The following is a 21034-nucleotide window of genomic DNA, read 5'->3' as shown; positions in this document are numbered from 1 at the left end:
ACCCATGCATTTCCTCGATCAGGCGAAAATCTTCGTGCGCTCCGGCTGGGGCGGCGGCGGCGCGGTCAGCTTCCGGCGGGAGAAGTTCATCGAATATGGCGGCCCCGACGGCGGCAATGGTGGAAAGGGCGGCGACATCGTGTTCGAGGCGGTGGCCGGCCTCAACACGCTGATCGACTTTCGCTACACCCAGCATTTCCGCGCCCAGCGGGGCATGGGCGGCGCCGGCAGCAACCGCACCGGCGCGAGCGGCGACGATCTGGTCATCCAGCTGCCGGTCGGCACCCAGATCCTGGCCGACGACGATGAGCGTACCCTGCTCGCCGACCTGACCCGGGTGGGGCAGCGGATCGTGTTCCTGCGCGGCGGCGATGGCGGGCGCGGCAACGCCAGCTACAAGACCAGCACCAACCGCACCCCGCGCCAGCACGGCACCGGATGGCCCGGCGACGAGGCATGGGTTTGGCTGCGGCTGAAGCTGCTTGCCGATGCGGGCCTGGTCGGCCTGCCCAATGCCGGCAAATCCACGTTTATCAACCAGGTGACGAACGCGCAGGCGAAGGTCGGCGAATATGCCTTCACCACCACCCGCCCCCAATTGGGCGTGGTGCGGCACAAGGGTCGCGAATTCGTGATCGCCGACATTCCCGGCCTGATCGAGGGCGCGGCGGACGGTGCCGGCATCGGCGACCGCTTCCTCGGCCATATCGAACGATGCAAGGTGCTGCTCCATCTGGTCGATGCCAACGACACGGATGTCGCGACCAGCTACCGCATCGTGCGCGACGAGCTGGAGGCCTATGGCGCCGGCCTGACCGACAAACAGGTCGTCGTCGCGCTCAACAAGATCGACACGCTCGACGACGAACTGATCGCCGCGCTCTCCGCCGAACTGGAGGATGCGAGCGGCGCGCCGGTCATCCCGATCAGCGGGGCCAGCGGCGTCGGCGTCGATTGGGCGCTCGACAAGCTGCTCGAGGCGATCGGCCCGGAGCGCAAGCCCGTCGATCCCGACGATGAGGGCGAGGACATGGTGGAATGGTCCCCGCTCTGATCGTCGCGCCGCCGCATCACGCGATCGGTGGACCCGTAGCGATTCTATCGACGCAGCCGAAGCGCTATTTCGCATTGGCGCGAAAATTCGCCCTCGCTGATCCTGCTGCAATCGCGGCCGACGACGCGCGCCCGGCCATATCCCGCCTCTGATACCTCGCGCGCGATGCTCGCGCCGAGCGCCTGGTTGAGCGCGGCCAAATCGGCGCCGCGGCTGAATTTCACCCGGACGACGGCCCGGTCCGCGGCGGTCTTCGTGAAATCATACCGCATGGGTCCCGGATTTCCGCCACCCGCCGCCGCGATCCGATCGGCGCGGGTCATGCCATCGACCGGCCGTACCCAGCTGCCGCTGGTCGAATTCCCGCCCAGCGTAACGCTACCCGGCCAATAGCGGGCATCGGAACCACTCGGCGGCCGCTCCTGCGCCATCGCCGGCAGGGCCGCCACCACAACGCTCGCGGCAAGACCGACTAGTGACGAACCTCTCATGGCAATTCCCCTTTTGCTTCGCGGTTTCGAACGTCCTGGATCAGGCGGTTACCCTGAACGGCGGTTGAACTTCGCTTCAGCTGATCGGCGCCGGTGTGTTCGCTGCCTCATGTTCGGCCAGATGGTGCGGGATCATCGCGGCGAATCCGGCATAGCGCGTGGCGGGTCCACCTGTGACGGGTGCAATGGCTCGCGGGCGCGGGTCGTTCCCCGTCAGCACAGGTTCAGGGTGACGGCGCCACGACCTCGTTTCCGTTCGGGAGGTTGACCGATGATCCGACGCGTAGCTGGCCTTTTCCTTTTAGCCCTGCTGGCGGTCGCCCCGACGGCGGCCGACGCGCAATGGCTGCGTGAGCGCCTGGCCGCGCGAGGCGGCGAGCCGTCGGCGCCCGGCATGACCGAATATGCCTATGGCAAGGACCCGCTCCAGAAACTCGATTTCTGGGCGCCCGCCCGTGCGTCCGCCGCGACGCCGGTCATCGTCTTCGTGCATGGTGGGGGATGGAAGCGGGGCGACAAGCGCGATGCGACCGGCGCGGACAAGGTGACCCATTATCTGGGCCAGGGCTATGCGGTCGCGTCGATCAACTATCGCCTGGTTCCCGCCGCGACGGTCGAGAATCAGGCCAGCGATGTCGCCTCCGCCGTCGCATGGCTGCGCGCCAATGCGACGCGGCTGGGCATCGACGCGCGACGGATGGTGCTGATGGGGCATAGCGCCGGCGCGCATCTGGTGGCGCTGGTCGGCACCGATCCTTCCTATGCCCGCGCCGCCGGATTCGCGCTGGACGACATCCGGGGGGTGATCGCGCTGGACGGCGCCGCCTATGACGTGCCTGCGCAGATTTCCGACGGCGCCCGGATCATGCACAGCACCTATCTTCAGGCGTTCGGGAGCGATCCGGCGCGCCAGCTCCGCCTGTCCCCCGCCGCCCAGGCCGCCGCGCCCAATGCCGCCGCCTTCCTGTTGCTGCACGTCGATCGCGACGACGGCACGCGCCAGACCGAGGCGCTGGCCGCGAAGCTGCGTGCCGCCGGCACGCCGGCACAGGTGCGCGCGATCCCCGGACGCGGTCTGGTCGGTCATATGGAGATCAACCGCAATCTCGGCCGGTCCGACTACCCCGCCACCGCGATCGTCGATGACTGGCTGCGCACGCGCTTGTGACGTGCCAAGCGCTTCTGCGCTTCCCCTTCCGCCCGCGACGCCTGTATGCGGCGCAACGATGCTGGTGTTCCCGCCCGATTCCTGCCCCCGCCTGATCGTCAAGATCGGGTCGGCGCTGCTGGTCGATCCCGACGGCGCGATCCGGCGCGACTGGCTGGGGGGAATCGCCGCCGATATCGCCGAACGCACACGGGCGGGGCAGCAGATTGCGGTGGTGTCGTCCGGCGCGATCGCGCTTGGTGCGCGCCGGCTCGATCTGCCAAAGGGCGGGCGCGCCAGCCTGGAGGATGCACAGGCGGCTGCCGCGACGGGGCAGATCGCGCTCAGCCAGGTCTGGGCCGAAATGCTGGCGAACAACGGCCTCACCGCCGCCCAGATGCTGGTGACGCTCGACGATCTGGAGGATCGCCGCCGCTATCTGAACGCCGCCGCGACGCTGGGCCGGCTGCTCAGCCTCGGCGTGGTCCCGATCATCAACGAGAACGACAGCGTCGCCACCGCCGAAATCCGCTTCGGCGACAATGACCGGCTCGCCGCGCGCGTCGCCCAGGCGGCGGACGCCAATGGCGTCGTCCTGCTGTCCGACGTGGACGGCCTCTACGACCGCAACCCTGCCCTGCCGGGGGCGCAGCACATCCCCAGCGTCGATCGGATCGACAGCCGGATCGAGGGGATGGCCGATCGCGCCTCCGCCTCGGGCATGGGATCGGGCGGGATGGTGTCCAAGATCGAGGCCGCGCGGATCGCCGCCTCCGCCGGGGTGAGCCTGGCCATCGCGAGCGGGCGGATTGACCGACCGCTCTCGGCCGCGGCACGCCACACCGTCTTCCTGCCCGAAAAGCGGACGCGCGCGCGCAAGGCGTGGCTGGCCGGGCGACTGACGGCAAAAGGCAGCATCGCGGTGGACGCCGGCGCGGCCCGCGCGCTGGGCGAAGGGCGCAGCCTGCTGGCGATCGGCGCGACCGGGGTGCGGGGTATGTTCTTTCGCGGCGATCTCGTCACGATCGAGGGGCCGGACGGGCCGATCGCGCGCGGCCTGGCCGAATATGACGCCGCCGAAACCGGGCGACTGCTCGGTACGCACAGCGACGATCAGGGCAAAATTCTGGGCTATGCCCCCCGCGCGGCGCTGGTCCATCGCAATCATATGGTGCTGCTGTGAGCGTGCTCGCCCTCACCGGCGCCACCGGCTTCGTCGGTAAGGCGACGGTGGATCGCGCGATCGCGCGCGGCCACACGGTGCGGGCGCTGACCCGCCGCAAACAGCCGCCGCGCGAGGGCGTGACCTGGGTCGAGGGTAGTCTTGCCCGTGAGGACAGCCTCGCCCGCCTGGCCAGCGGCGCGGACGTCGTTATCCATATCGCCGGGGTGGTGAACGGATCAAAGCTCGATTTCATCCACGGCAATGTCGATGGAACCCGCAACATGGCCGCCGCCGCCGCATCGATGGGCGTGCGGCGTTTCGTCCATGTCTCGTCGATGGCGGCGCGCGAGCCGCAATTGTCCAACTATGGCCGGTCGAAGGAACGGTCCGAGGCAGAGGTGCGCAAATCCGGTCTCGACTGGACGATGGTGCGCCCGCCCGGCGTCTATGGCCCCGGCGACATGGAAATGCGCGACGTGTTTCGCATGGCGAAGCTGGGCGTGGTCATCCTGCCTCCGCCGGGGCGCATCTCGCTGATTCATGTCACCGACCTCGCCCGCCTGCTGGTGGCGATGGCCGAAACCGACAGCGGGCGCGACATCTATGAATGCGACGATGGCGTCGATGGCGGCTATACCCACAGCCAGTTCGCGCGGCTGGTCGGCGCGGCGGTGGGGCGCCGGCGCGTCCTTCCCCTTCCCATGCCGCGCGCATTGCTCAAATTCGCGGGCTGGGCCGATCCGTTTTTCCGCGACAGCTTCGCCAAGCTGACGCCCGACCGCGCGGCCTATCTGTGCCACCGCGACTGGACCTGCACCCCGGATCGCCGCCCGCCTTCATCCTTATGGGCGCCCCGGGTCGCGACGCCGGAGGGGCTGGCGCAGACGGCCGCCTGGTACCGGGCGGAAGGGCTGTTGTAGCCGCACATCGGTGCAGGCAATTGTGTGCGGCCATCCGCGACAGCGTGCATTCACCTTCGGCTGGAGATCTGAATCGCATTGCCATCGATATCCTTGCCATCGCACATATCGAATGTTGCAGTGGAAACGATTGGGCCAAGACCGCCAAATCCGCGGTTGATCAGATTTGCCCGCGTCGTCGCCACATCGGAAGAATGGAACACCAGCTTGGGCGCACGGCTACCGATTTTCGACGGACCGGCGTGGATCGCAATGTTGCTCCCACCGGCATCGAACTCGATCCACCCGTCCTCGCGACCGATGACGGACAGACCGATCACGTCCTGATAAAATCGTGCAAGCCGCGGCACATCGGCGGAAAACAGGATGATGCGTTTCAGGTTCAATTCCACAATCTCGCTCCAGAAGCCCTTATTGTCGGCAAGCATGGCGATGACACATTTTTTTACGCAACCGCTTTTTGCTGTCGCAACGGCCCGATCTTCAGCATCTGGCCATCCCGCCGCGGGCGCCGGGATGCCGGTTGCCGCCCCGCCGCGACCCCGTTTCCGCCGCAATCGCTTGGCACGCCGCGTCCGTAACATTAAGGACCGCGCATGAGCGACCGTAACGCAATCTTCGAAACCGTCTCCGGCCTGATCGAACCCTTTAACAAGAAGGGCGTCGCGCTGACCGATTCCACCACCTTTGCCGGCGATCTCGAATGGGACAGCCTGACGGTGATGGACTTCGTCGCCGCGATCGAGGACGAATTCGACATCATCATCACGATGAACATGCAGGCCGAGATCGAAACCGTCGGCCAACTGGTCGATGCGGTGCAGAAGCTGAAGGGCGACTGACATGACCGACGCGATCCAGACCGCCGACGCGCCGACCCCCACGGTCGGTGCGAAGCGCGACCTGATGAGCAAGTTCGACGGCCTGATCGCCGAACGTCAGGCCTTGCTCGACAGCGGGGTGACCGATCCGTTCGCGATCGTGATGGATCAGGTGAAGTCGCCGACCCAGGCGGTGATCAAGGGCAAGGACACGATCCTGCTCGGCACCTACAACTATATGGGCATGACGTTCGATCCCGACGTGATCCAGGCGGGGAAGGACGCGCTGGACCAGTTCGGCAGCGGCACCAATGGCAGCCGCATGCTCAACGGCACCTTCCGCGACCATATGGAGGTCGAGGAGGCGCTGCGGGAATTTTACGGCACCACCGGCGCGATCGTCTTCTCGACCGGGTACATGGCCAATCTCGGGATGATCTCCACCCTTGCCGGCAAGGGCGATTACATCATCCTCGACGCCGACAGCCATGCCAGCATCTATGACGGCTGCAAACAGGGCTATGCCGAGATCGTCCGCTTTCGCCACAACAGCGTCGAGGATCTGGACAAGCGGCTCGGGCGCCTGCCCGCCGAGGCCGGCAAGCTGGTCGTGTTGGAGGGCGTCTATTCGATGCTGGGCGACATCGCCCCGCTCAAGGAAATGGTCGCGGTCGCCAAGAAGCACGGCGCCATGGTCCTGTCCGACGAAGCGCATTCGATGGGCTTTTTCGGACCCAATGGCCGCGGCGTGTATGAGGATCAGGGATGCGAGGGCGATGTCGATTTCGTCGTCGGCACCTTTTCGAAATCGGTCGGCACGGTGGGTGGCTTCTGCGTGTCGAACCACCCGAAGTTCGAGGCGATCCGCCTTGCCTGCCGCCCCTATATCTTCACCGCCTCCCTGCCGCCCAGCGTTGTCGCGACGGCGGCGACATCGATCCGCAAGCTGATGCACGCCCACAACAAGCGCGCGCATCTGTGGGAAAATGCCCGCACCCTGCACGCCGGCCTTAAGGATATGGGCTTCCGCCTCGGCACCGAGCAGGCCGACAGCGCGATCATCGCCGTCATCCTGGACGATCAGGAACAGGCGGTGACGATGTGGCAGGCGCTGCTCGACAACGGGCTGTACGTCAACATGGCGCGCCCGCCCGCGACCCCCGCCGGCACCTTCCTGCTGCGCTGTTCGCTGTGCGCGGAGCACACGGCCGACCAGATCCGGCAGGTGCTCGGCATGTTCCAGGCGGCGGGCAAGGCGGTGGGCGTCATCGCCTGAACCCTTTGCATGCGTCATCGGGCGGCATAGGAACGTCGGGATGAACGAAGGGAGCAGCTTCGGATCGTTGCGGCGATGGCCGCGGCCGGACTGGCGCGCGGTCCTGATGCTGCTGATCGCCCTGCTGGGCGTCGGCGTGCTGATCGCGCTGATCGTCAACCTGCGGCTCGCCGACGCCGACCGCGATGCCGCGCTGAAGTCGCAGTCGCACAGCTATGAGGTGATGATCCTCACCCAGGCGCTCGCCGGCACGATGGCCGACGCGGAAGCGACCCTGGCCCGCTACGTCGTCAGCGGCGAGCGGAATGTCGGGCGCGACTATACAGACAAGTGGCAGCGCGCGGGCGGACAGATCGAACTGCTCGCCCGGCGCACCCGCGACAATCCCGAGCAACAGCGGTTCATCGCCGAGCTGCGTGCGCTGTTCGCCACCCGGGGCAGGGAACTGGACCTGGCCGCGCACAACACCAGCTTCAAACGGAATCAGGCCGCTTTCGCCTATTTCGATGAAGCGCGACGGTCGCCGACGCTCCCCGCACTCGATCGGGTGTTGAGACGCATGTTCGAGGGCGAGCGCACGCGCCTGGCCCAACGCAGCGCGCTGGCGGAAACGACCGCCGCGAACGCCGCGGCGGAAACGCTCAACCTCATCCTGTTCGGCATCCTGATCGTGCTCGGCGCCATCGTGCTCGGCTGGCTCAACGTGAACGCGATCCGCGACCGCGCCGCCGCCGACGCCGACGCCGCCGCCCAGCGCGAGCGGACGAGCGAACTCGAAGCGGCCGTCGCCACCGCGACCGCCGGATTGCAGGCGGAAGCGCGCGAGCGTGCCGCGGCCGAGGCGCAATTGCGGCAGGCGCAGAAGATGGAGGCGGTCGGCCAGCTGACGGGCGGAATCGCGCACGATTTCAACAATATGCTCGCCGTCGCGCTGGGCGGGATCGAGCTTGCGCGCCGGCACCTGCCCGACGGCACGGAAACGGCGGCCCGGCATCTCGACAATGCGGCGGAAGGGGCGAACCGCGCGGCCGCGCTGACGCGGCGACTGCTCGCCTTTGCTCGTTCCGAGGCGCTGGCACCCCAGGCGATCGATCCGGTCGAACTGATCGCGGGCATGTCCGCCCTGTTCGAGCGGACGCTGGGCGAGGGCATCCAGGTCGCGACCGCGATCAGGGCCGGGGGTTGGCACGTCTGGGCCGACCGCCACCAGCTCGAAAACGCGCTGCTGAACCTGGCGGTCAATGCCCGTGACGCGATGGAGGGGCGCGGGACGCTGACCATCGTCGCCGATCACATGGCGCTGACGGGTGAACCCTCGTCGGAGTGCGCGGCGGGCAATTACGTGTCCATCGCGGTCGCCGATTCCGGCTGCGGCATGGCGCCGGAAGTGCTGGAACGCGTCTTCGAACCGTTTTTCACCACCAAGCCGGTCGGCAAGGGGACCGGATTGGGCCTCAGCCAGATTTTCGGATTTGCCCGCCAGTCCGGCGGTGAAGTGCGGATCGAATCACAGCCGGGCGAAGGAACAACCGTCACCTTGTTGCTTCCCTGTCACGCCGGTGGCGCCGAAGCGGAGGACGAGGCCGCGCAGGCCGGGCCGCAGCCGGGCGTGCGCCACGCGCTCGACATCCTGCTGGTCGAGGACGATCCGCGCGTCCTGGCCGCGACGATCGCCGCGCTCGAAGAACTGGGGCATCGTCCCGTCTCCTGCGACGATCCGCTGTCCGCGCCGCGGATCGTCGCGGGATTGCCGGCGCTCGATCTGATCATCACCGACGTCATCATGCCGGGCCAGACGGGGCCTGAGATGGTCGGCGCATTGCGGCCCCAGCTGGACGGAGTCGCGATCCTCTACGTGACCGGCTATGCCGGCGACGCGTCCGATCACGACCGGTTCGGGGGCCACCCGGTGTTGCGCAAACCCTTCACCCTGTCCGCGCTGGAAGCGGCGATCGACGATGCGATCGGGAACGGTATCCTGCGGGCGCAACCCGACGGCACGGACGCAGGGGCCTAGATTTACCCGGCGCGTGCGATATAGCGGACCCCTCGACCCGGCAGACCGCCGGCCATGGCAGAAGTTCAAGGCGCGAAACCCTTTCCGATGACCGCACTCGACCGGTACATGGCGCGCCTGATCGCGGTCCCGCTGATCGCAAATCTCGTGATCGCATCGATGCTGTTGGTGCTCGACCGGATTCGCCTGCTGCTCGATTTCGTCGCCAGCGAGGGCGGGCCGGTCAGCGTCGTGTGGCGGATGCTCGCAAACCTGCTGCCCGAATATCTGGGGCTCGGCATCCCCATCGGCCTGCTGCTGGGTGTCCTGCTCGCCTTTCGCAAGCTCGCGACCACGTCGGAACTCGACGTGCTGCGCGCGGTGGGCATGAGCTATGGCCGGATGCTGCGCGTCCCGTTCATGTTCGCGATCGGCCTTGCCGCGCTGAACCTCGCCATCGTTGGCTTCATCCAGCCCTATGCGCGCTATAATTACGAAGGGCTGCGGTTCGAACTGCGCAGCGGGGCGCTGGGTGCGTCGATCAAGGTGGGCGAGTTCACCAACCTCGGCGATCGCATGACGCTGCGGATCGAGGAGAGCCGCGACGAAGGACGCAACCTTTCGGGCATCTTCGTCAGCGCGAGCGCGAAGGGCGGCGACCGGGTGACGGCGACGGCGGAAAAGGGCCAGTTTCTGCGCACGGACGATCCCGACGTCATCATCTTTCGCCTGACCAAGGGGACGCTGATCCACACCTCGCCCAAATTCCAGGTGCCGCGGGTGCTGACGTTCGACGCCCATGATCTGCCGATCGACCTGCCAAAGTTCGAGCAATTCCGTCAGCGCGGTGCCAGCAATCTCGAACTCACCTTGCCCCAGCTCGCGCGGATCGGGTCGGATCCGCGTGCGAGCGAGCAGGAACGCGACACCAGCCGCTCCGCATTCCATTTCCGGATGGTGGAGGTGGCGACCATGCTGCTGCTGCCGCTGCTCGCGCTGGCGCTGGGGGTTCCACCCAAGCGATCGACGTCGGCGCTCGGCGTCTTCCTGTCGATCGTCATGATCGTCACCTATCACAAGGTGAACGAATATGCGCAGTCGATCGGCAGCCTGGGGCGGATCGATCCGCTGATCGCGCTCTGGGGGCCGTTCCTGATCTTCGCGGCGCTGGTGCTGTGGATGTACTATACCATCGCCTATGTGCCGGGCGGACAGCCGATCGGCGCGCTGGAACGCGTGTTCGCCAAGACTTGGGCTGCGATCCGCAAGCGCCTGCCCGGACGCCGGCGAAAGGCTGCGTCATGATTCACACGATCACCGACTTTTTCCCCTCGCGCACCGCCTCGCTGTACATGGCGCAGATGTTCCTGGTGCGCACCTTTGCGTTCCTGCTGGGGCTGGTGCTGATCCTCCAGACGCTGGACCTGCTGAGCGAATCGGGCCGGATCCTCGCCTATCCGGGCAATGGCGAGGCGGAGGTCTGGCGCTATGTCGGCCTGCGCGTACCACAGATCATTTCGACCTTTCTGCCCTTTTCGGCGCTGCTCGGCACGATCATCACTCTCTCGACGCTCAATCAGAACAGCGAAGTGATCGCGATGAAGGCGTCGGGCCTGTCGGCGCATCAGGTGCTGGCGCCATTGCTGCTCGCCGGACTTGGCGTGGCGATCGTCTCGTTCGCGTTCAACGATCGGATCGTTTCACGGGCCAGCGCGACCCTGAACGCGTGGAAGGCGGTGGAATATGCGCCGCTCGCCCCCGATCGCGGCGACCGTTCGAACGTGTGGGTCCGCGAGGGCCAGCATCTGATCCATGCGCAGCAGATCAGCGGGCGGGGCGATGCCGCGCGGCTGACCGGAATCACGGTTTACGAGCGGGAGGGTGCGGCGCTGGTTTCGGTGCTCCGGGCAAAGACCGGCGCGCGCGAAGGCGATGGCTGGCGCGTCCAGGGCGCCGACCGGTTCGACGTCGCCAGCGGCAAGCTGACTCCGGTCGGCACCACGATTATCGGTCGCGGCGTGCGGCCCGATCAGTTCACCCTGTCGAATGTCGATGCCGATTCGATGTCGTTCGGCGAACTGAGCACGGCGATCAGCGACCTGAACGCCGCCGGCCGCCCGACCAAGGCGCTGGAGGGCGCGCTGTGGCACAAGCTGTCGGGACCGCTGTCGGCGGTGCTGATGCCGCTGCTCGGCGCGATTGCGGGATTCGGGATCGCGCGGTCGGGAAAGCTGTTCATCCGCGCGGTAATCGGGATGGGTCTGGGCTTCCTGTATTTCGTCGCGGACAATTTCGCGCTGGCGATGGGTAATCTGGGCGCCTACCCGCCCTTTCTGGCCGCCTGGGCGCCATTTCTGCTGTTCGCGATGATCGGCGAAGCGGTGCTGCTCAAGACCGAGGAATGAAGAGGGCGGCCGACGCGTCACGCCGGCCGCCCCGTTCGAACGCCCCGCTCGAAATTCAGGCGCCTCGGGCGGATCGCTGTCGCATCGTGCTTTCGACCAGACGTCCGACCAGCCCGCGTAGCGTGGGATAATGCGCGCCATGATAGGCGGTATCCGGCTCCAGCGCGGCAGAGAGGCGACGATGCGCCTCGGTCAGCGAATGATAGGGCAGGCTGGGCAGCAGATGGTGGAGCGCGTGAAAGCGCAGGCCCACCGGCGCCCAGAGATAGGGCAGGAAGCCGGCCGGGACGTTCACGCTGTCGAGATATTGGGCGGTAACGGTCAACGGCTCCCCCTCATTCTCCCACAGATGCGCGACGAGGGTGCGGACCTGGTTCAGCACCGCGACGCCCGAAATCACCGCAAGGTAGATCAGAAATGCCCGCAATGGCAGCACGCCGGTGGCGGCGGTCACGATCAGCGTGATCGCCACGACACTCGCCCCGATTTCCTGCCAGCGCCATTGCCGCGCGAACGCCCCCTCCGGCGCACGGCGTTCGAATGCCGGATTGATCTGCAAGCCCGAATAACGGCCGACCACGATCCGCCGCAGCCTGCCCGACAGCATCGACAGCGGCCCCAGCACGCCAAACCGCAGCAGCAACCCGACCGGCATCAGCAGCGAGACGAGCAGAAACAGCGGCAGCGTCCACGGCTTCATGAGCGCGAGCGGAAGATATTCGGGGTCTTCGGCAGTGCCATAGCGGGTGCGCGAATGATGCAGCGCATGGATCCCCTCATACATGAACGAGGGCAGCATCATCGGAATGCCGAGCAGCACGTTCCACCCGACACGGAAACCGGGCAGCAGCGAATGTTTGAGATGCGTGATCTCGTGGATGAACAGGCTGGCACGATACAGTGTCAGCACCGCCACCACGCCGCTCGCGATGGCGAGCGTGACGTTGGGTGACAGGATCGCACCCGCCAGCGCGGCATAGCCGATCGTGGCGGAAGCGAGAAAGTCGGTCCAGTAGATGCGCGGGTTCGGGGTTTGCAGATCGCGGGTCAGTTCCGCGGCGGCGCGCAGCATCGCGCGATCGTCGGCCATACCCGACAGCCGAATCTTCGCGCCGGTCGTCGTACCGGCCGCAACGCCGTCGATCGGCGCCGCATCAAGGGCAAGCGTATTCATGGGTCGGGTCATTGGCACCAGATAGTGGCTATTGCATGGCATTTCACCGGTTTGCGCCGGTGCGGCGGAACCTGTTGACTCTGTCCCGACAACGCAGGACTGCATTGACGCCGATCAACACGCCACCAACAGGAAGGTCCGCAACTTGGCCAACGCTCCGCTCGCCATCCGCCCGGTCACGACCAGGGCGGACACGCGCGATTTCATCGAACTTGCCTATCGGCTGAACCGTGGCGACCCGAACTGGGTGCCGCCGCTGCGCAGCGAGGTCGCCGGGGCGATCGACCCCAGGAAGAACGGCTGGTTCAGCCATGCCGAGGCGCAGCTGTTTCTGGCCGAACGCGACGGGCGGATCGTTGGGCGCATCTCCGCCCATATCGATCGCCTGGCGCTGGAAATGCCGCCGGAGCAGGGTTTTGGCCCCGGCACCGGATTTTTCGGCATGTTCGAGGCCGAGGATCCGGTGACCGCCCGCGCGCTGATCAATGCGGCCGAGGGCTGGTTGCGCAACAAGGGCATGACCCGGGTGATCGGCCCGGTTTCGCTGTCGATCTGGGAAGAGCCGGGCCTGCTGATCCAGGGATATGACCATCCGCCGACGGTGATGATGGGCCATCATCGCCCGGAATATCGCACCTGGATCGAGGAGAACGGCTTCGCGCCGATCAAGCAGCTGCTGACCTATGATCTGGACGTGACCAAGCCGTTCCCGCCGCTGGTCCAGCGGATCATCGCTGCCGGCGAAAAGAATGCGCGCATCCGCATCCGCACGGTCGATAAATCGCGCTTCGCGGAAGAGGCGGCGACCATCCTCGCCATCCTGAACGATGCGTGGTCGGACAATTGGGGCTTCGTCCCGCTGACCCAGCCCGAGATCGACGATGTCGGCAAGAAGCTGAAGCCGATCGTGTTCGAACAGTTGATCCGCATCGCCGAACTGGACGGCGAACCGGTGGCGTTCATGATCACCCTGCCCGACCTCAACGAGGCGATCGCACCGCTCGACGGGAGCCTGTTGCCCTTCGGCTGGGCGAAGCTGCTGTGGTGGCTGCACAAGGGCAAGGCGAACACGATGCGCGTGCCGCTGATGGGCGTGGTCAAGCGGCTGCAGGCGTCGCGCATGGCAAGCCAGCTTGCCTTCATGATGATCGAATATATCCGTCGATCGGCGGTTGCCGATTTCAACGCGACGCGCGGCGAGATCGGCTGGATCCTCGACGACAATCAGGGGATGGTGGCAATCGCGGATACGATCGAAAGTCGCGTGAACAAGGTCTATCAGGTTTACGCCAAGCCGCTGTGACCGCTGGGCGACGGCGCGGGAAACCCCCGCGCCGCCCATGCCCGATCAGTTGCGCTTGAGCGGGTCGGTCCCCTTTTCGAGCCATTCCTCACGCGTGCGGCAGAAATCGCGCTCGATCCGCGAGCCGATCGACGCCTCGCGAATGCAATAGACGGTCGCTTCCGAGGACGCGGCGTCCTGCGGTGCGCTGGGCGCGGCGGCCGGCGGGCGCGGCGCGGTCGGCGCGCCGGCGGCATGCGCGGTGGCGGACAGGCCAAGCGTCATGGTGGCGGCCAGGGTCAGGGCTTTCAGGGTCATCGACATGGTGTCACTCCTCACAGTCTTTGCTCAGGGGGCTGCGGGTCCGCTGGTGCTCTATCCCCGCGACTGTGTTAGTGCATTATGTATGCCAAACACCTGATCCATGCATTTTCAATAGGTTATGATGATTTACGGTTCACTGACCGATTGGAATTTTTACCAATAAGTGGCGCATTGCGCGAACCTGCACCCCGTCAGGGGCGCAGCCGAACCCAGGTCGGAGCGTGATCGCTCGCCTTTTCGCGGCCACGATATTCCTTATCTACGCCCGCACCCGCAAACCGATCCGCAGCGATGGGGCTGAGCAGGAGATGATCGATCCGGAAGCCGGCGTCGCGACGCCAGGCCCCCGCCTGGTAATCCCAGAATGTCCACACCCCGCCGCCGGGCGCCTGGGTCCGCAACGCGTCGGTCCATCCCTGTGCGAGCAGCGCGCGAAAGCCCGCCCGCGACTGCGGCTGCATCAGCGCGTCGTCCTGCATCGCGCGGACCGAAAACACGTCGTCGTCATTGGGGATGACATTGTAATCCCCCGCCAGCACGACGGGCCGTTCCTCGGCCAGCAGGTCGCGCGCGCGTTCGGTGAGCCGCCCGATCCAGCGCAGCTTGTAATCGAATTTGGGGCCAGGGACGGGGTTTCCGTTGGGGAGATAGATCGATGCCACGACGACGCCGTTCACCTCCGCCTCCAGATAGCGGCTATGATCGTCCTCCGGATCTCCGCCCAGCCCGCGATGCCGCTCGACCGGTTCCGCGTCGCGCGCCAGGATCGCGACGCCGTTGAACCCCTTCTGCCCGTGCCATAGTGCGCCATAGCCGGCCTCACGGATATCATCCGCGGGAAAGCCGTCGTCCGCGGACTTGATCTCCTGAAGGCACACCACATCGGGCTTTTGCTCGGCGAGATATTCGAGCAGGCGCGGCAGGCGCGCCTTGATCCCGTTGACGTTGTAGGTGACGATCTTCAACGCGGTCAGACCGAAAAACTGGTGCCACAGCCGCATCCGGACGCGGCGTTGGGGTTCGTCACCCGAAATGCGGCGCCGCCCAGCGACTCGACGAAATCGACGCTGGCGCCCCGCACCAGATCCAGGCTCACCGGGTCGACCAGCAATCGCACGCCATCCGTCTCCGCGATGCTGTCGTCGCTTTCGGGCGCATCGGCGAGTTCGAACTTGTACTGAAACCCTGAACACCCGCCGCCTTCAACCGACAAGCGCAGGATCGCGGGCTTATCCTGTTTTCGGGCGATTGCCGCCACGCGCCCCGCCGCTGCGGGGGTCAGGATGATATCTTCGGACAGGGTGGCGGTCATCGCGTCCCAGATAGGCGAGCCACGCGCCTCCCGCAACAGCAAGGCCCGCAACAGGAAGGCCCGCAACAGGAAGGCCCGCCCGGCATCCGGACGGCCCCCTCTCCTCTTATCGAAACATAAGGCTCAGTTGCCGTCGGCGGCGGTCAACTGCACACGCGCGGCGCGCTCCTGAATCTGGTCGAGAACATTGGCGTTCTGCATGAACGGCATCGGATTTACCGCAGCGCCGTCGATGCGGACTTCATAGTGAAGGTGGCTGCCGGTCGAGCGCCCGGTCGATCCCATCAGGCCGATCAGCTGCCCCCGGCGGACGCGCGTATTGGGCGCGACCAGGATTTTCGAAAGGTGGCCGTAACGCGTTTCGATGCCCTTGCCATGATTGACGGTCACCAGATTGCCGTACCCGCCAGCCCGGCCCGCACGACCGATCACGCCATCCGCGGTCGCATAGACCGGGGTCCCGATCGGGCCGGGGATGTCGATTCCGGCATGCATCGCGGCGGTGCCGTGAAACGGGTCGGACCGCACGCCGAAGCTGCTGGTCAGCTTGACGTTATCGACCGGCTGCATCGACGGGATCGAAATCACCGTCTGTTCCAGCACGTCCAGCTTCTGCCAGGTCTGGAACAGCGAGCGGAACTGTGCGTCGGCGCTGGCCTCCGCAGCGGCGGGGTCCGCGGGCGCCGCCTCGAACGGACCGCCCATGCCGCCGGCCACCAGCCGCTCGGGCTTGAGGCCCAGGCTGGCCAGATGCTGACGGGTCAGTTGCAGGCGGATCTGCGCGGTGCGCTGCGCCTTTTTCGCGAGCTGCTGCTGGCGCGCCTCCACCTTGCGGAGCGGGGCCAGCACCTCGCGGGCGATCTTGCTGTCGGTCGCGGCATGGGTGTCGGCGATCGGCGTGCCGATTTCGGCAGGCGAGCCCTTGCCGCTCAGGATTCCTGAAATGATCTTCTGCCGCTGTTCGACGCGGGCGGCGTGGATTTCGGCGGCCTGCTTGGCGGCGGCAACGTCCGCCTCCATCTGCACCATTTCCGCCTTCATCCGCGCCATGCGCGCTTCCGGCGTCACGTCGGTTCCGGCGATGCCGGTCGCCATGATCGCGCCAAAGGCCGCCTGCGAAACACCATAGGCCGAGAAGGTGACGGTGATCGCGGCAACGCCGGCAAGGATCGCCTGGGTCCGGCCGGCAACGCTGAACCGCTTCAGATCGCGGCCGTCATGAAAGATGAAATCGCGCGTGGTAAAGAAATTGCGGAACCGCGTCGCAAGATTCGCGTTGAGTGCAGTGCTGACCATGAGTCCCCGGCGACTACAGACACGCGCCGAACCGTGGCACACGCCCTAGAATTAACCATACACGTCAGGAAGCAGCCCCTCCGCATCCGACGGATGGAGTTAGACCCGCCCGCTCAATTCGGGGCAAGGGTTTCATAGTAACCGCGCGTTAAACCGGCTGACTCGCGCGCCGAGTCGTTGAATGGCGGCTTAACGGCTCCCCGGAAATGGCGGGAAAGCAGCGATCTCCACTCTGCTTCGGGCGCGATTCGCCGCGCCGCGCAGCATGATTCGAACCAGTGCGTCCCGCGCCCGACATGCCGGATCTCGTCGCTCAGGATACGGCGCAGAATGCGCGCCGTCGGCGCATCGCCCGCCGCCTCGAACCGCTCGATCGTGACCGGCGTGACATCCAGGCCCCGCGCTTCGAGCACCATCGGCACGATCGCCAGCCGCGCGCTGACGTCGTGCGCCGTCGCCTCTGCGGCTTCCCACAGCCCGTCATGTGCGGGCATCGCGCCATAGGCGGATCCCAGACCGCGCAGCCGCCGGTCGAGCAGCGCGAAGTGCATCGCCTCGTCCGCGCCGACGCTCAACCAGTCATCGATGAATGCGCGCGGAAACTGGTCGCCGAAGCGCCCGGCCATATCGAACGCCAGGTCGATCGCGACGAATTCGATATGCGCCAGGGCGTGGATCAGCGCGACCCGCCCACGCGCGGAACCGCCGCGTCCGCGCTTTGGCATCTGGTTGGGCGGCAACAGCGGGGGCATCGCCGGGCGAGCCGGACGATCCGGCATCGCGACGTCGAAGCTGTGCGCGAGCCGGCCAAGCCGCCACGCACGCGCCACCCGCCGTGCCGCACGAACCTTCGCCGCGGGGTCGGCCTCCAGCAGAACCGATCGGGCCGCTCCGGCCACCGTCTCCATCAATCGTGCAGTTCCCGCAGCGCGTCGAGCACCTCGACCACATGTCCCGGCACGCGGACCTTGCGCCACGCGCGGACCAGTCGCCCTTCGCCATCGAACAGGAAGGTCGAACGATCGATGCCCATATATTTCTTGCCGTACAGCTGCTTCTCGACCCAGGCGCCGAACGCCTCCAGCGCCGTGCCGTCCGGATCGGTCGCCAGCGGCACGGTCAGGTCATATTTGTTGACGAATTTCTGGTGCTTGATCGCATTGTCGCGCGATACGCCCAGCACCGCGACGCCCGCCGCGTCGAACTGCGGCTTGAACGCGCTGAAATCCTGCGCCTCGCGCGTGCAGCCCGCAGTATCGTCCTTGGGATAGAAATAGAGGACGAACGGCCCGTCGAAATGGCGGTCGAGCGCGAAGCTTTCGCCATCCATGCCCTGCAATTGCACTGCGGGAACCTTGTCCCCTTCCTCGATCGCCATGCTCAATCTCCTACCGGACCCGCAATCGCGGTCCACGCATCGCCCACCTCCTGTAGATATCGATCGAGCGTGGCAACTACCCCTTCCCAATTTCGCTGCCCGACCGCGTGCGCGAGCAACGGCTGGGTCGCCGGTGCCGGCGGCTTCGCGTCGGGCGCGACGAGCCGCAGCGTCACGAGCAGGCGGGTCAGGAACGCATGCGCGTCGGCCAATTGCGGTGGCAGCATCCCGGCCGACACCAGCGCCGCGATCGCGACACTCAGGTCGGGGGAAAGGCCGGTGCGATGAACCAGCTGGCAACAATGAACCGCGAATTCGAGATCGACGAGTCCTCCCGGCAGCAGCTTCGCGTCGAGCGGCCCCTGGGGCGGCTTGTGCGTGGCGATGTCGGCCCGCATCCGCCGCGCCTCTGCGACGATGTCGCGTTCGGGGCGCGCGCCGGTCAGCACCGCATCGACCTCTGCCTGCACCGCGGCGCGTGCGCCGGCCGAGCCGAACACCGGGCGCGCCCGGGTGAGCGCCATATGCTCCCAGGTCCAGGCGTCCTCACGCTGATATTTCGCAAAGCCGTCGAGCGAGACGACCAGCGGCCCCTGCGCGCCGGACGGGCGCAGGCGCGTATCGATTTCATAGAGCGCGCCGGACGCGGTCGGCGCCGACATCGCCCCGATCACCCGCTGCGCCAGACGGTTGTAATAGGTGACCGCGCCCAGCGGCTTCGCCCCGTCCGATTCCGCGAGATAGTCGCCGGTGAACAGAAAGATGAGGTCGAGATCGGAGGCATGGGTCAGGCTCCCGCCGCCGAACCGGCCCAGCGCGAGGATTACCAGTTCGCTGTCCGGCACCACGCCGTGGCGGGACCGGAATTCGGCGACGGTCGCGTCGGCGAGCACCTCCAGCGCCGCTTCCGCGACCCGCGCATAGCCACGCGCGACGTCGAGCGGGTCGCCCACCCCGGCGACGATCTGCGTTCCCAGCGCGAACCTTTTTTCGCCAACGACCCGCCGGACATGATCGAGCACGCGCTGATAGTCGTCGCCGGATTCGCGTACGCGCATCGCCGATGCGAGTTCGCCAACCGAACCGACCGGATCGAGCGCGGACGCGTCCAGCAGACCGTCCAGAAGCTCGACCCGGCGCGCCAGCGCCTCCGCCAATGTGGGCGCGTGGGAGAGGATCGTCCCCAGCAGGCGGGCCAGCTGCGGCTGGGCCTCGAGCAGGCGAAACAGGTTCAGCGCACTGGGCAGGCGCCCCAGCATCGTATCGAGCCGTGCGAGCGCGCGACCGGGATCGGGCGCCGCACCCATCGCCGTCAACAGGCCCGGCAACACCGCCTCCAGCCCCTGTTGCGCCGGGGCGGTGCGCAACGCCGGATAGCGCCCCGCGCGCCATCCCTCGACCAGCCGGGCGCCGGTTGCCGGATCGTCGAACCCGGCATCGGCCAGCGCCTGTTCGACCCCGGCAAGACCGCCGGCGACCTGAACCCGTTCTTCCCCGTCCAGCGCATCATAGATGGCGCCGACGCGATCGACATGCGGCGCGAGCAGATCGAGCAGTGCGGCGCCGTTCGCCAGGCCATGCAGCCGCGCCACCGCGTCCAGCGCCTCCCCGGCCGGCAACGCATGCGTCTGCCGGTCATCGATCATCTGGACGCGATGTTCGATGGTGCGCAACAGGATATAGGAATCGCCCAACGATGCCGCGTCGTCGGCATCGATCCATCCCGCCTTTGCCAGTGCCACCAGCGCGTCGAGGGTTGCCGGCGCGCGCAGCGCAGGGTCGCGCCCGCCATGGATCAATTGCTGAATCTGCGCGAAAAATTCGATCTCGCGAATGCCGCCGCGTCCGCGCTTGAGATCATAGCCGGGTCCGAACGCCTGACCCTGCGCATGATGATCACGGATGCGGCGGGAAATGCCGCGGATTTCGCGGATCGTTCCGTAATCGAGCGCGCGGCGCCACACGAACGGCCGGATCGCGTTCAGAAACCCCTCGCCCAGGCCGCTGTCGCCGGCGGCGGCCCGCGCCCGGATGAATGCCGCGCGTTCCCAGGGGAGTGCCTGCGATTCATAATAGCTGATCGCCCCATCGACCGGAATGACGATCGGCGAAACCTCCGGCGTCGGACGCAGGCGCAGGTCGATGCGCAGCACGTAGCCGTCCGCATCGCGTGCCTGGAGCAGTTCGACCACGCGGCGCCCCATCCGGACCGCCTCCTCCTCCACCGCCTCACGCGGCCGATGCGGCAGCGTCGCCGGATCAAAGATCAGGATCGGATCGATGTCGGAGGAATAGTTGAGCTCGCGACTCCCCTGTTTGCCGAGCGCGATCGCCGCAAAGCCGGCGAACCCGTCCTCCGGCGCCCGCTCCGCCACCGCCGTGCGGATCGCGGTATCGAGCGCGCGATCGGCGAAATCGGAAAGCGTCCGAACCGTCGTCGTGAAGTCGCACAGGCCCGACAGATCGCCGATCGCCGCGATCAGGGCGATGCGCTTTCGCTCACGACGCAGACGCTTCGCAACGGGCAGATCGGCGTCGTCCGGTGCCGCATGGGCAAGCGGCGCCTGAAGCACATCGACAAGCGAACCGACCAGTTCCGGCTGGCTTTCGATCAGCTGGCGCAGGAACGGCGCATTCGCCGTCGCGCGTTCGATCGCCCCGCCAATGGCGCGTTCCGGATCGTGTGATGCGGCCACAACATCGCTCAACCCGCAGCAAAGGCTTGATGTCAAGCAACGATTTTGCGGGTTGCTCGTTTAAGAGCCATGGTTCGCAATTCCACCCTGAACGGCTCCCGAGGCAGTTGCGAGTATCGCGTCGAGATGCCGCGTGCGTCGGATGCGATCGGCGTGGTGCTGCGCGATGCCTATGACCGCGACCAGGGTCTGCCTGACGATATGGCGCAGATGCTGCGACGCCTCAACGGTGAAACCACGAGCCGTCGTAACTAGGGATTGTCGGCAGATTCAGCCGGGACGCCACACCAAATCTGG

The 21034-nt window shown here is 66.6% G+C and carries 21 protein-coding genes; 11 read left to right on the top strand and 10 right to left on the bottom strand.

The genetic code is table 11. From position 1 onward, the window contains the following. The first annotated feature begins 4 nt into the window (after positions 1–4). The gene (gene obgE / locus KF783_RS07710) at positions 5–1054 is read left to right on the top strand and encodes a GTPase ObgE (protein ID WP_294077938.1); all 1050 of its coding nucleotides are present in this window, start codon (positions 5–7) and stop codon (positions 1052–1054) included. 44 nt (positions 1055–1098) lie between these two features. On the opposite strand, the gene KF783_RS07705 is transcribed toward obgE, so the two are convergent. Further along, a complete protein-coding gene (locus KF783_RS07705; protein ID WP_294077937.1) occupies positions 1099–1503 on the bottom strand; it encodes a hypothetical protein in 405 nt (134 codons plus the stop codon). Positions 1504–1816: 313 nt separating this feature from the next. On the opposite strand from KF783_RS07705, the gene KF783_RS07700 reads away from it, so the two are divergent. The 3 genes from KF783_RS07700 to KF783_RS07690 are packed head-to-tail and all read left to right on the top strand — an operon-like array spanning position 1817 to position 4777. Then, the gene (locus KF783_RS07700; protein ID WP_294077935.1) at positions 1817–2713 is read left to right on the top strand and encodes an alpha/beta hydrolase; all 897 of its coding nucleotides are present in this window, start codon (positions 1817–1819) and stop codon (positions 2711–2713) included. 58 nt (positions 2714–2771) lie between these two features. After that, positions 2772–3875: a glutamate 5-kinase gene (proB, locus tag KF783_RS07695; protein ID WP_294077933.1), complete on the top strand. Its 1104-nt coding sequence runs from the start codon at positions 2772–2774 to the stop codon at positions 3873–3875. Next, complete coding sequence (locus KF783_RS07690) at positions 3872–4777, top strand: NAD(P)H-binding protein (RefSeq protein WP_294077931.1); 906 nt, start codon at positions 3872–3874, stop codon at positions 4775–4777. The genes proB and KF783_RS07690 overlap by 4 nt, the downstream gene beginning before the upstream one ends. Before the next feature lie 50 nt (positions 4778–4827). On the opposite strand, the gene KF783_RS07685 is transcribed toward KF783_RS07690, so the two are convergent. Then, positions 4828–5361, bottom strand: coding sequence for a VOC family protein (locus tag KF783_RS07685; RefSeq protein ID WP_294077930.1), 534 nt, complete (start codon positions 5359–5361; stop codon positions 4828–4830). Positions 5362–5373: 12 nt separating this feature from the next. Between KF783_RS07685 and KF783_RS07680 the strand changes: the two genes are divergently transcribed. The 5 genes from KF783_RS07680 (at position 5374) to lptG (ending at position 11275) form a co-directional block, all read left to right on the top strand. Next, positions 5374–5619, top strand: coding sequence for an acyl carrier protein (locus KF783_RS07680; RefSeq protein WP_294077928.1), 246 nt, complete (start codon positions 5374–5376; stop codon positions 5617–5619). Position 5620: 1 nt separating this feature from the next. Continuing rightward, positions 5621–6874, top strand: coding sequence for an aminotransferase class I/II-fold pyridoxal phosphate-dependent enzyme (locus KF783_RS07675; RefSeq protein ID WP_294077927.1), 1254 nt, complete (start codon positions 5621–5623; stop codon positions 6872–6874). A 40-nt stretch (positions 6875–6914) separates the two neighbouring features. After that, positions 6915–8891 (top strand): ATP-binding protein, encoded by a 1977-nt coding sequence (locus KF783_RS07670; protein WP_294077926.1) that lies wholly within the window; start codon positions 6915–6917, stop codon positions 8889–8891. An 87-nt stretch (positions 8892–8978) separates the two neighbouring features. Continuing rightward, positions 8979–10175 (top strand): LptF/LptG family permease, encoded by a 1197-nt coding sequence (locus tag KF783_RS07665; RefSeq protein ID WP_294077968.1) that lies wholly within the window; start codon positions 8979–8981, stop codon positions 10173–10175. Then, positions 10172–11275 (top strand): LPS export ABC transporter permease LptG, encoded by a 1104-nt coding sequence (gene lptG, locus KF783_RS07660; RefSeq protein ID WP_294077924.1) that lies wholly within the window; start codon positions 10172–10174, stop codon positions 11273–11275. The genes KF783_RS07665 and lptG overlap by 4 nt, the downstream gene beginning before the upstream one ends. Before the next feature lie 55 nt (positions 11276–11330). On the opposite strand, the gene KF783_RS07655 is transcribed toward lptG, so the two are convergent. Next, a complete protein-coding gene (locus KF783_RS07655; RefSeq protein ID WP_294077922.1) occupies positions 11331–12449 on the bottom strand; it encodes a fatty acid desaturase in 1119 nt (372 codons plus the stop codon). 145 nt (positions 12450–12594) lie between these two features. Here KF783_RS07655 and KF783_RS07650 point away from each other — a divergent pair, with 145 nt between their 5' ends. Beyond that, positions 12595–13752 (top strand): N-acetyltransferase, encoded by a 1158-nt coding sequence (locus KF783_RS07650; RefSeq protein WP_294077921.1) that lies wholly within the window; start codon positions 12595–12597, stop codon positions 13750–13752. Between the two features lie 45 nt (positions 13753–13797). On the opposite strand, the gene KF783_RS07645 is transcribed toward KF783_RS07650, so the two are convergent. From KF783_RS07645 to KF783_RS07615, 7 genes are all read right to left on the bottom strand, one after another. Continuing rightward, positions 13798–14055, bottom strand: a complete 258-nt coding sequence (locus tag KF783_RS07645; protein ID WP_294077919.1) for a hypothetical protein — start codon at positions 14053–14055, stop codon at positions 13798–13800. Between the two features lie 191 nt (positions 14056–14246). Beyond that, on the bottom strand, positions 14247–15020 hold the full coding sequence (xth, locus tag KF783_RS07640; RefSeq protein WP_294077966.1) for an exodeoxyribonuclease III: 774 nt from the start codon (positions 15018–15020) through the stop codon (positions 14247–14249). 5 nt (positions 15021–15025) lie between these two features. After that, positions 15026–15367, bottom strand: coding sequence for an iron-sulfur cluster insertion protein ErpA (gene erpA, locus KF783_RS07635; RefSeq protein WP_294077917.1), 342 nt, complete (start codon positions 15365–15367; stop codon positions 15026–15028). Between the two features lie 123 nt (positions 15368–15490). Then, the gene (locus KF783_RS07630; RefSeq protein ID WP_294077916.1) at positions 15491–16663 is read right to left on the bottom strand and encodes a M23 family metallopeptidase; all 1173 of its coding nucleotides are present in this window, start codon (positions 16661–16663) and stop codon (positions 15491–15493) included. Between the two features lie 113 nt (positions 16664–16776). Next, positions 16777–17571 (bottom strand): ferritin-like domain-containing protein, encoded by a 795-nt coding sequence (locus KF783_RS07625; RefSeq protein ID WP_294077915.1) that lies wholly within the window; start codon positions 17569–17571, stop codon positions 16777–16779. Beyond that, positions 17571–18041, bottom strand: coding sequence for a peroxiredoxin (locus KF783_RS07620; RefSeq protein WP_294077913.1), 471 nt, complete (start codon positions 18039–18041; stop codon positions 17571–17573). Before KF783_RS07620 ends, KF783_RS07625 begins: the two co-directional genes overlap by 1 nt. 2 nt (positions 18042–18043) lie before the next feature. Continuing rightward, positions 18044–20737 (bottom strand): bifunctional [glutamine synthetase] adenylyltransferase/[glutamine synthetase]-adenylyl-L-tyrosine phosphorylase, encoded by a 2694-nt coding sequence (locus KF783_RS07615; RefSeq protein WP_294077911.1) that lies wholly within the window; start codon positions 20735–20737, stop codon positions 18044–18046. Between the two features lie 69 nt (positions 20738–20806). On the opposite strand from KF783_RS07615, the gene KF783_RS07610 reads away from it, so the two are divergent. Next, entirely contained in the window at positions 20807–20992 is a 186-nt protein-coding gene (locus KF783_RS07610) for a hypothetical protein (protein WP_294077910.1), read from the top strand. Positions 20993–21034: the final 42 nt, after the last annotated feature.

Source organism: Sphingomonas sp. (genome assembly GCF_019635455.1).
GTDB lineage: Bacteria > Pseudomonadota > Alphaproteobacteria > Sphingomonadales > Sphingomonadaceae > Sphingomonas.
This window is presented reverse-complemented; position numbering and strand designations above follow the sequence as displayed.

Coding starts and splice junctions, on each gene's coding strand:
- obgE (WP_294077938.1), top strand. CDS start 5: ATGCATTTCCTCGATCAGGCGAAAATCTTCGTGCGCTCCGGCTGGGGC.
- KF783_RS07700 (WP_294077935.1), top strand. CDS start 1,817: ATGATCCGACGCGTAGCTGGCCTTTTCCTTTTAGCCCTGCTGGCGGTC.
- proB (WP_294077933.1), top strand. CDS start 2,772: ATGCTGGTGTTCCCGCCCGATTCCTGCCCCCGCCTGATCGTCAAGATC.
- KF783_RS07685 (WP_294077930.1), bottom strand. CDS start 5,361: ATGTTACGGACGCGGCGTGCCAAGCGATTGCGGCGGAAACGGGGTCGC.
- KF783_RS07680 (WP_294077928.1), top strand. CDS start 5,374: ATGAGCGACCGTAACGCAATCTTCGAAACCGTCTCCGGCCTGATCGAA.
- KF783_RS07675 (WP_294077927.1), top strand. CDS start 5,621: ATGACCGACGCGATCCAGACCGCCGACGCGCCGACCCCCACGGTCGGT.
- KF783_RS07670 (WP_294077926.1), top strand. CDS start 6,915: ATGAACGAAGGGAGCAGCTTCGGATCGTTGCGGCGATGGCCGCGGCCG.
- KF783_RS07665 (WP_294077968.1), top strand. CDS start 8,979: ATGACCGCACTCGACCGGTACATGGCGCGCCTGATCGCGGTCCCGCTG.
- lptG (WP_294077924.1), top strand. CDS start 10,172: ATGATTCACACGATCACCGACTTTTTCCCCTCGCGCACCGCCTCGCTG.
- KF783_RS07655 (WP_294077922.1), bottom strand. CDS start 12,449: ATGAATACGCTTGCCCTTGATGCGGCGCCGATCGACGGCGTTGCGGCC.
- KF783_RS07645 (WP_294077919.1), bottom strand. CDS start 14,055: ATGTCGATGACCCTGAAAGCCCTGACCCTGGCCGCCACCATGACGCTT.
- erpA (WP_294077917.1), bottom strand. CDS start 15,367: ATGACCGCCACCCTGTCCGAAGATATCATCCTGACCCCCGCAGCGGCG.
- KF783_RS07630 (WP_294077916.1), bottom strand. CDS start 16,663: ATGGTCAGCACTGCACTCAACGCGAATCTTGCGACGCGGTTCCGCAAT.
- KF783_RS07625 (WP_294077915.1), bottom strand. CDS start 17,571: ATGGAGACGGTGGCCGGAGCGGCCCGATCGGTTCTGCTGGAGGCCGAC.
- KF783_RS07620 (WP_294077913.1), bottom strand. CDS start 18,041: ATGGCGATCGAGGAAGGGGACAAGGTTCCCGCAGTGCAATTGCAGGGC.
- KF783_RS07610 (WP_294077910.1), top strand. CDS start 20,807: ATGGTTCGCAATTCCACCCTGAACGGCTCCCGAGGCAGTTGCGAGTAT.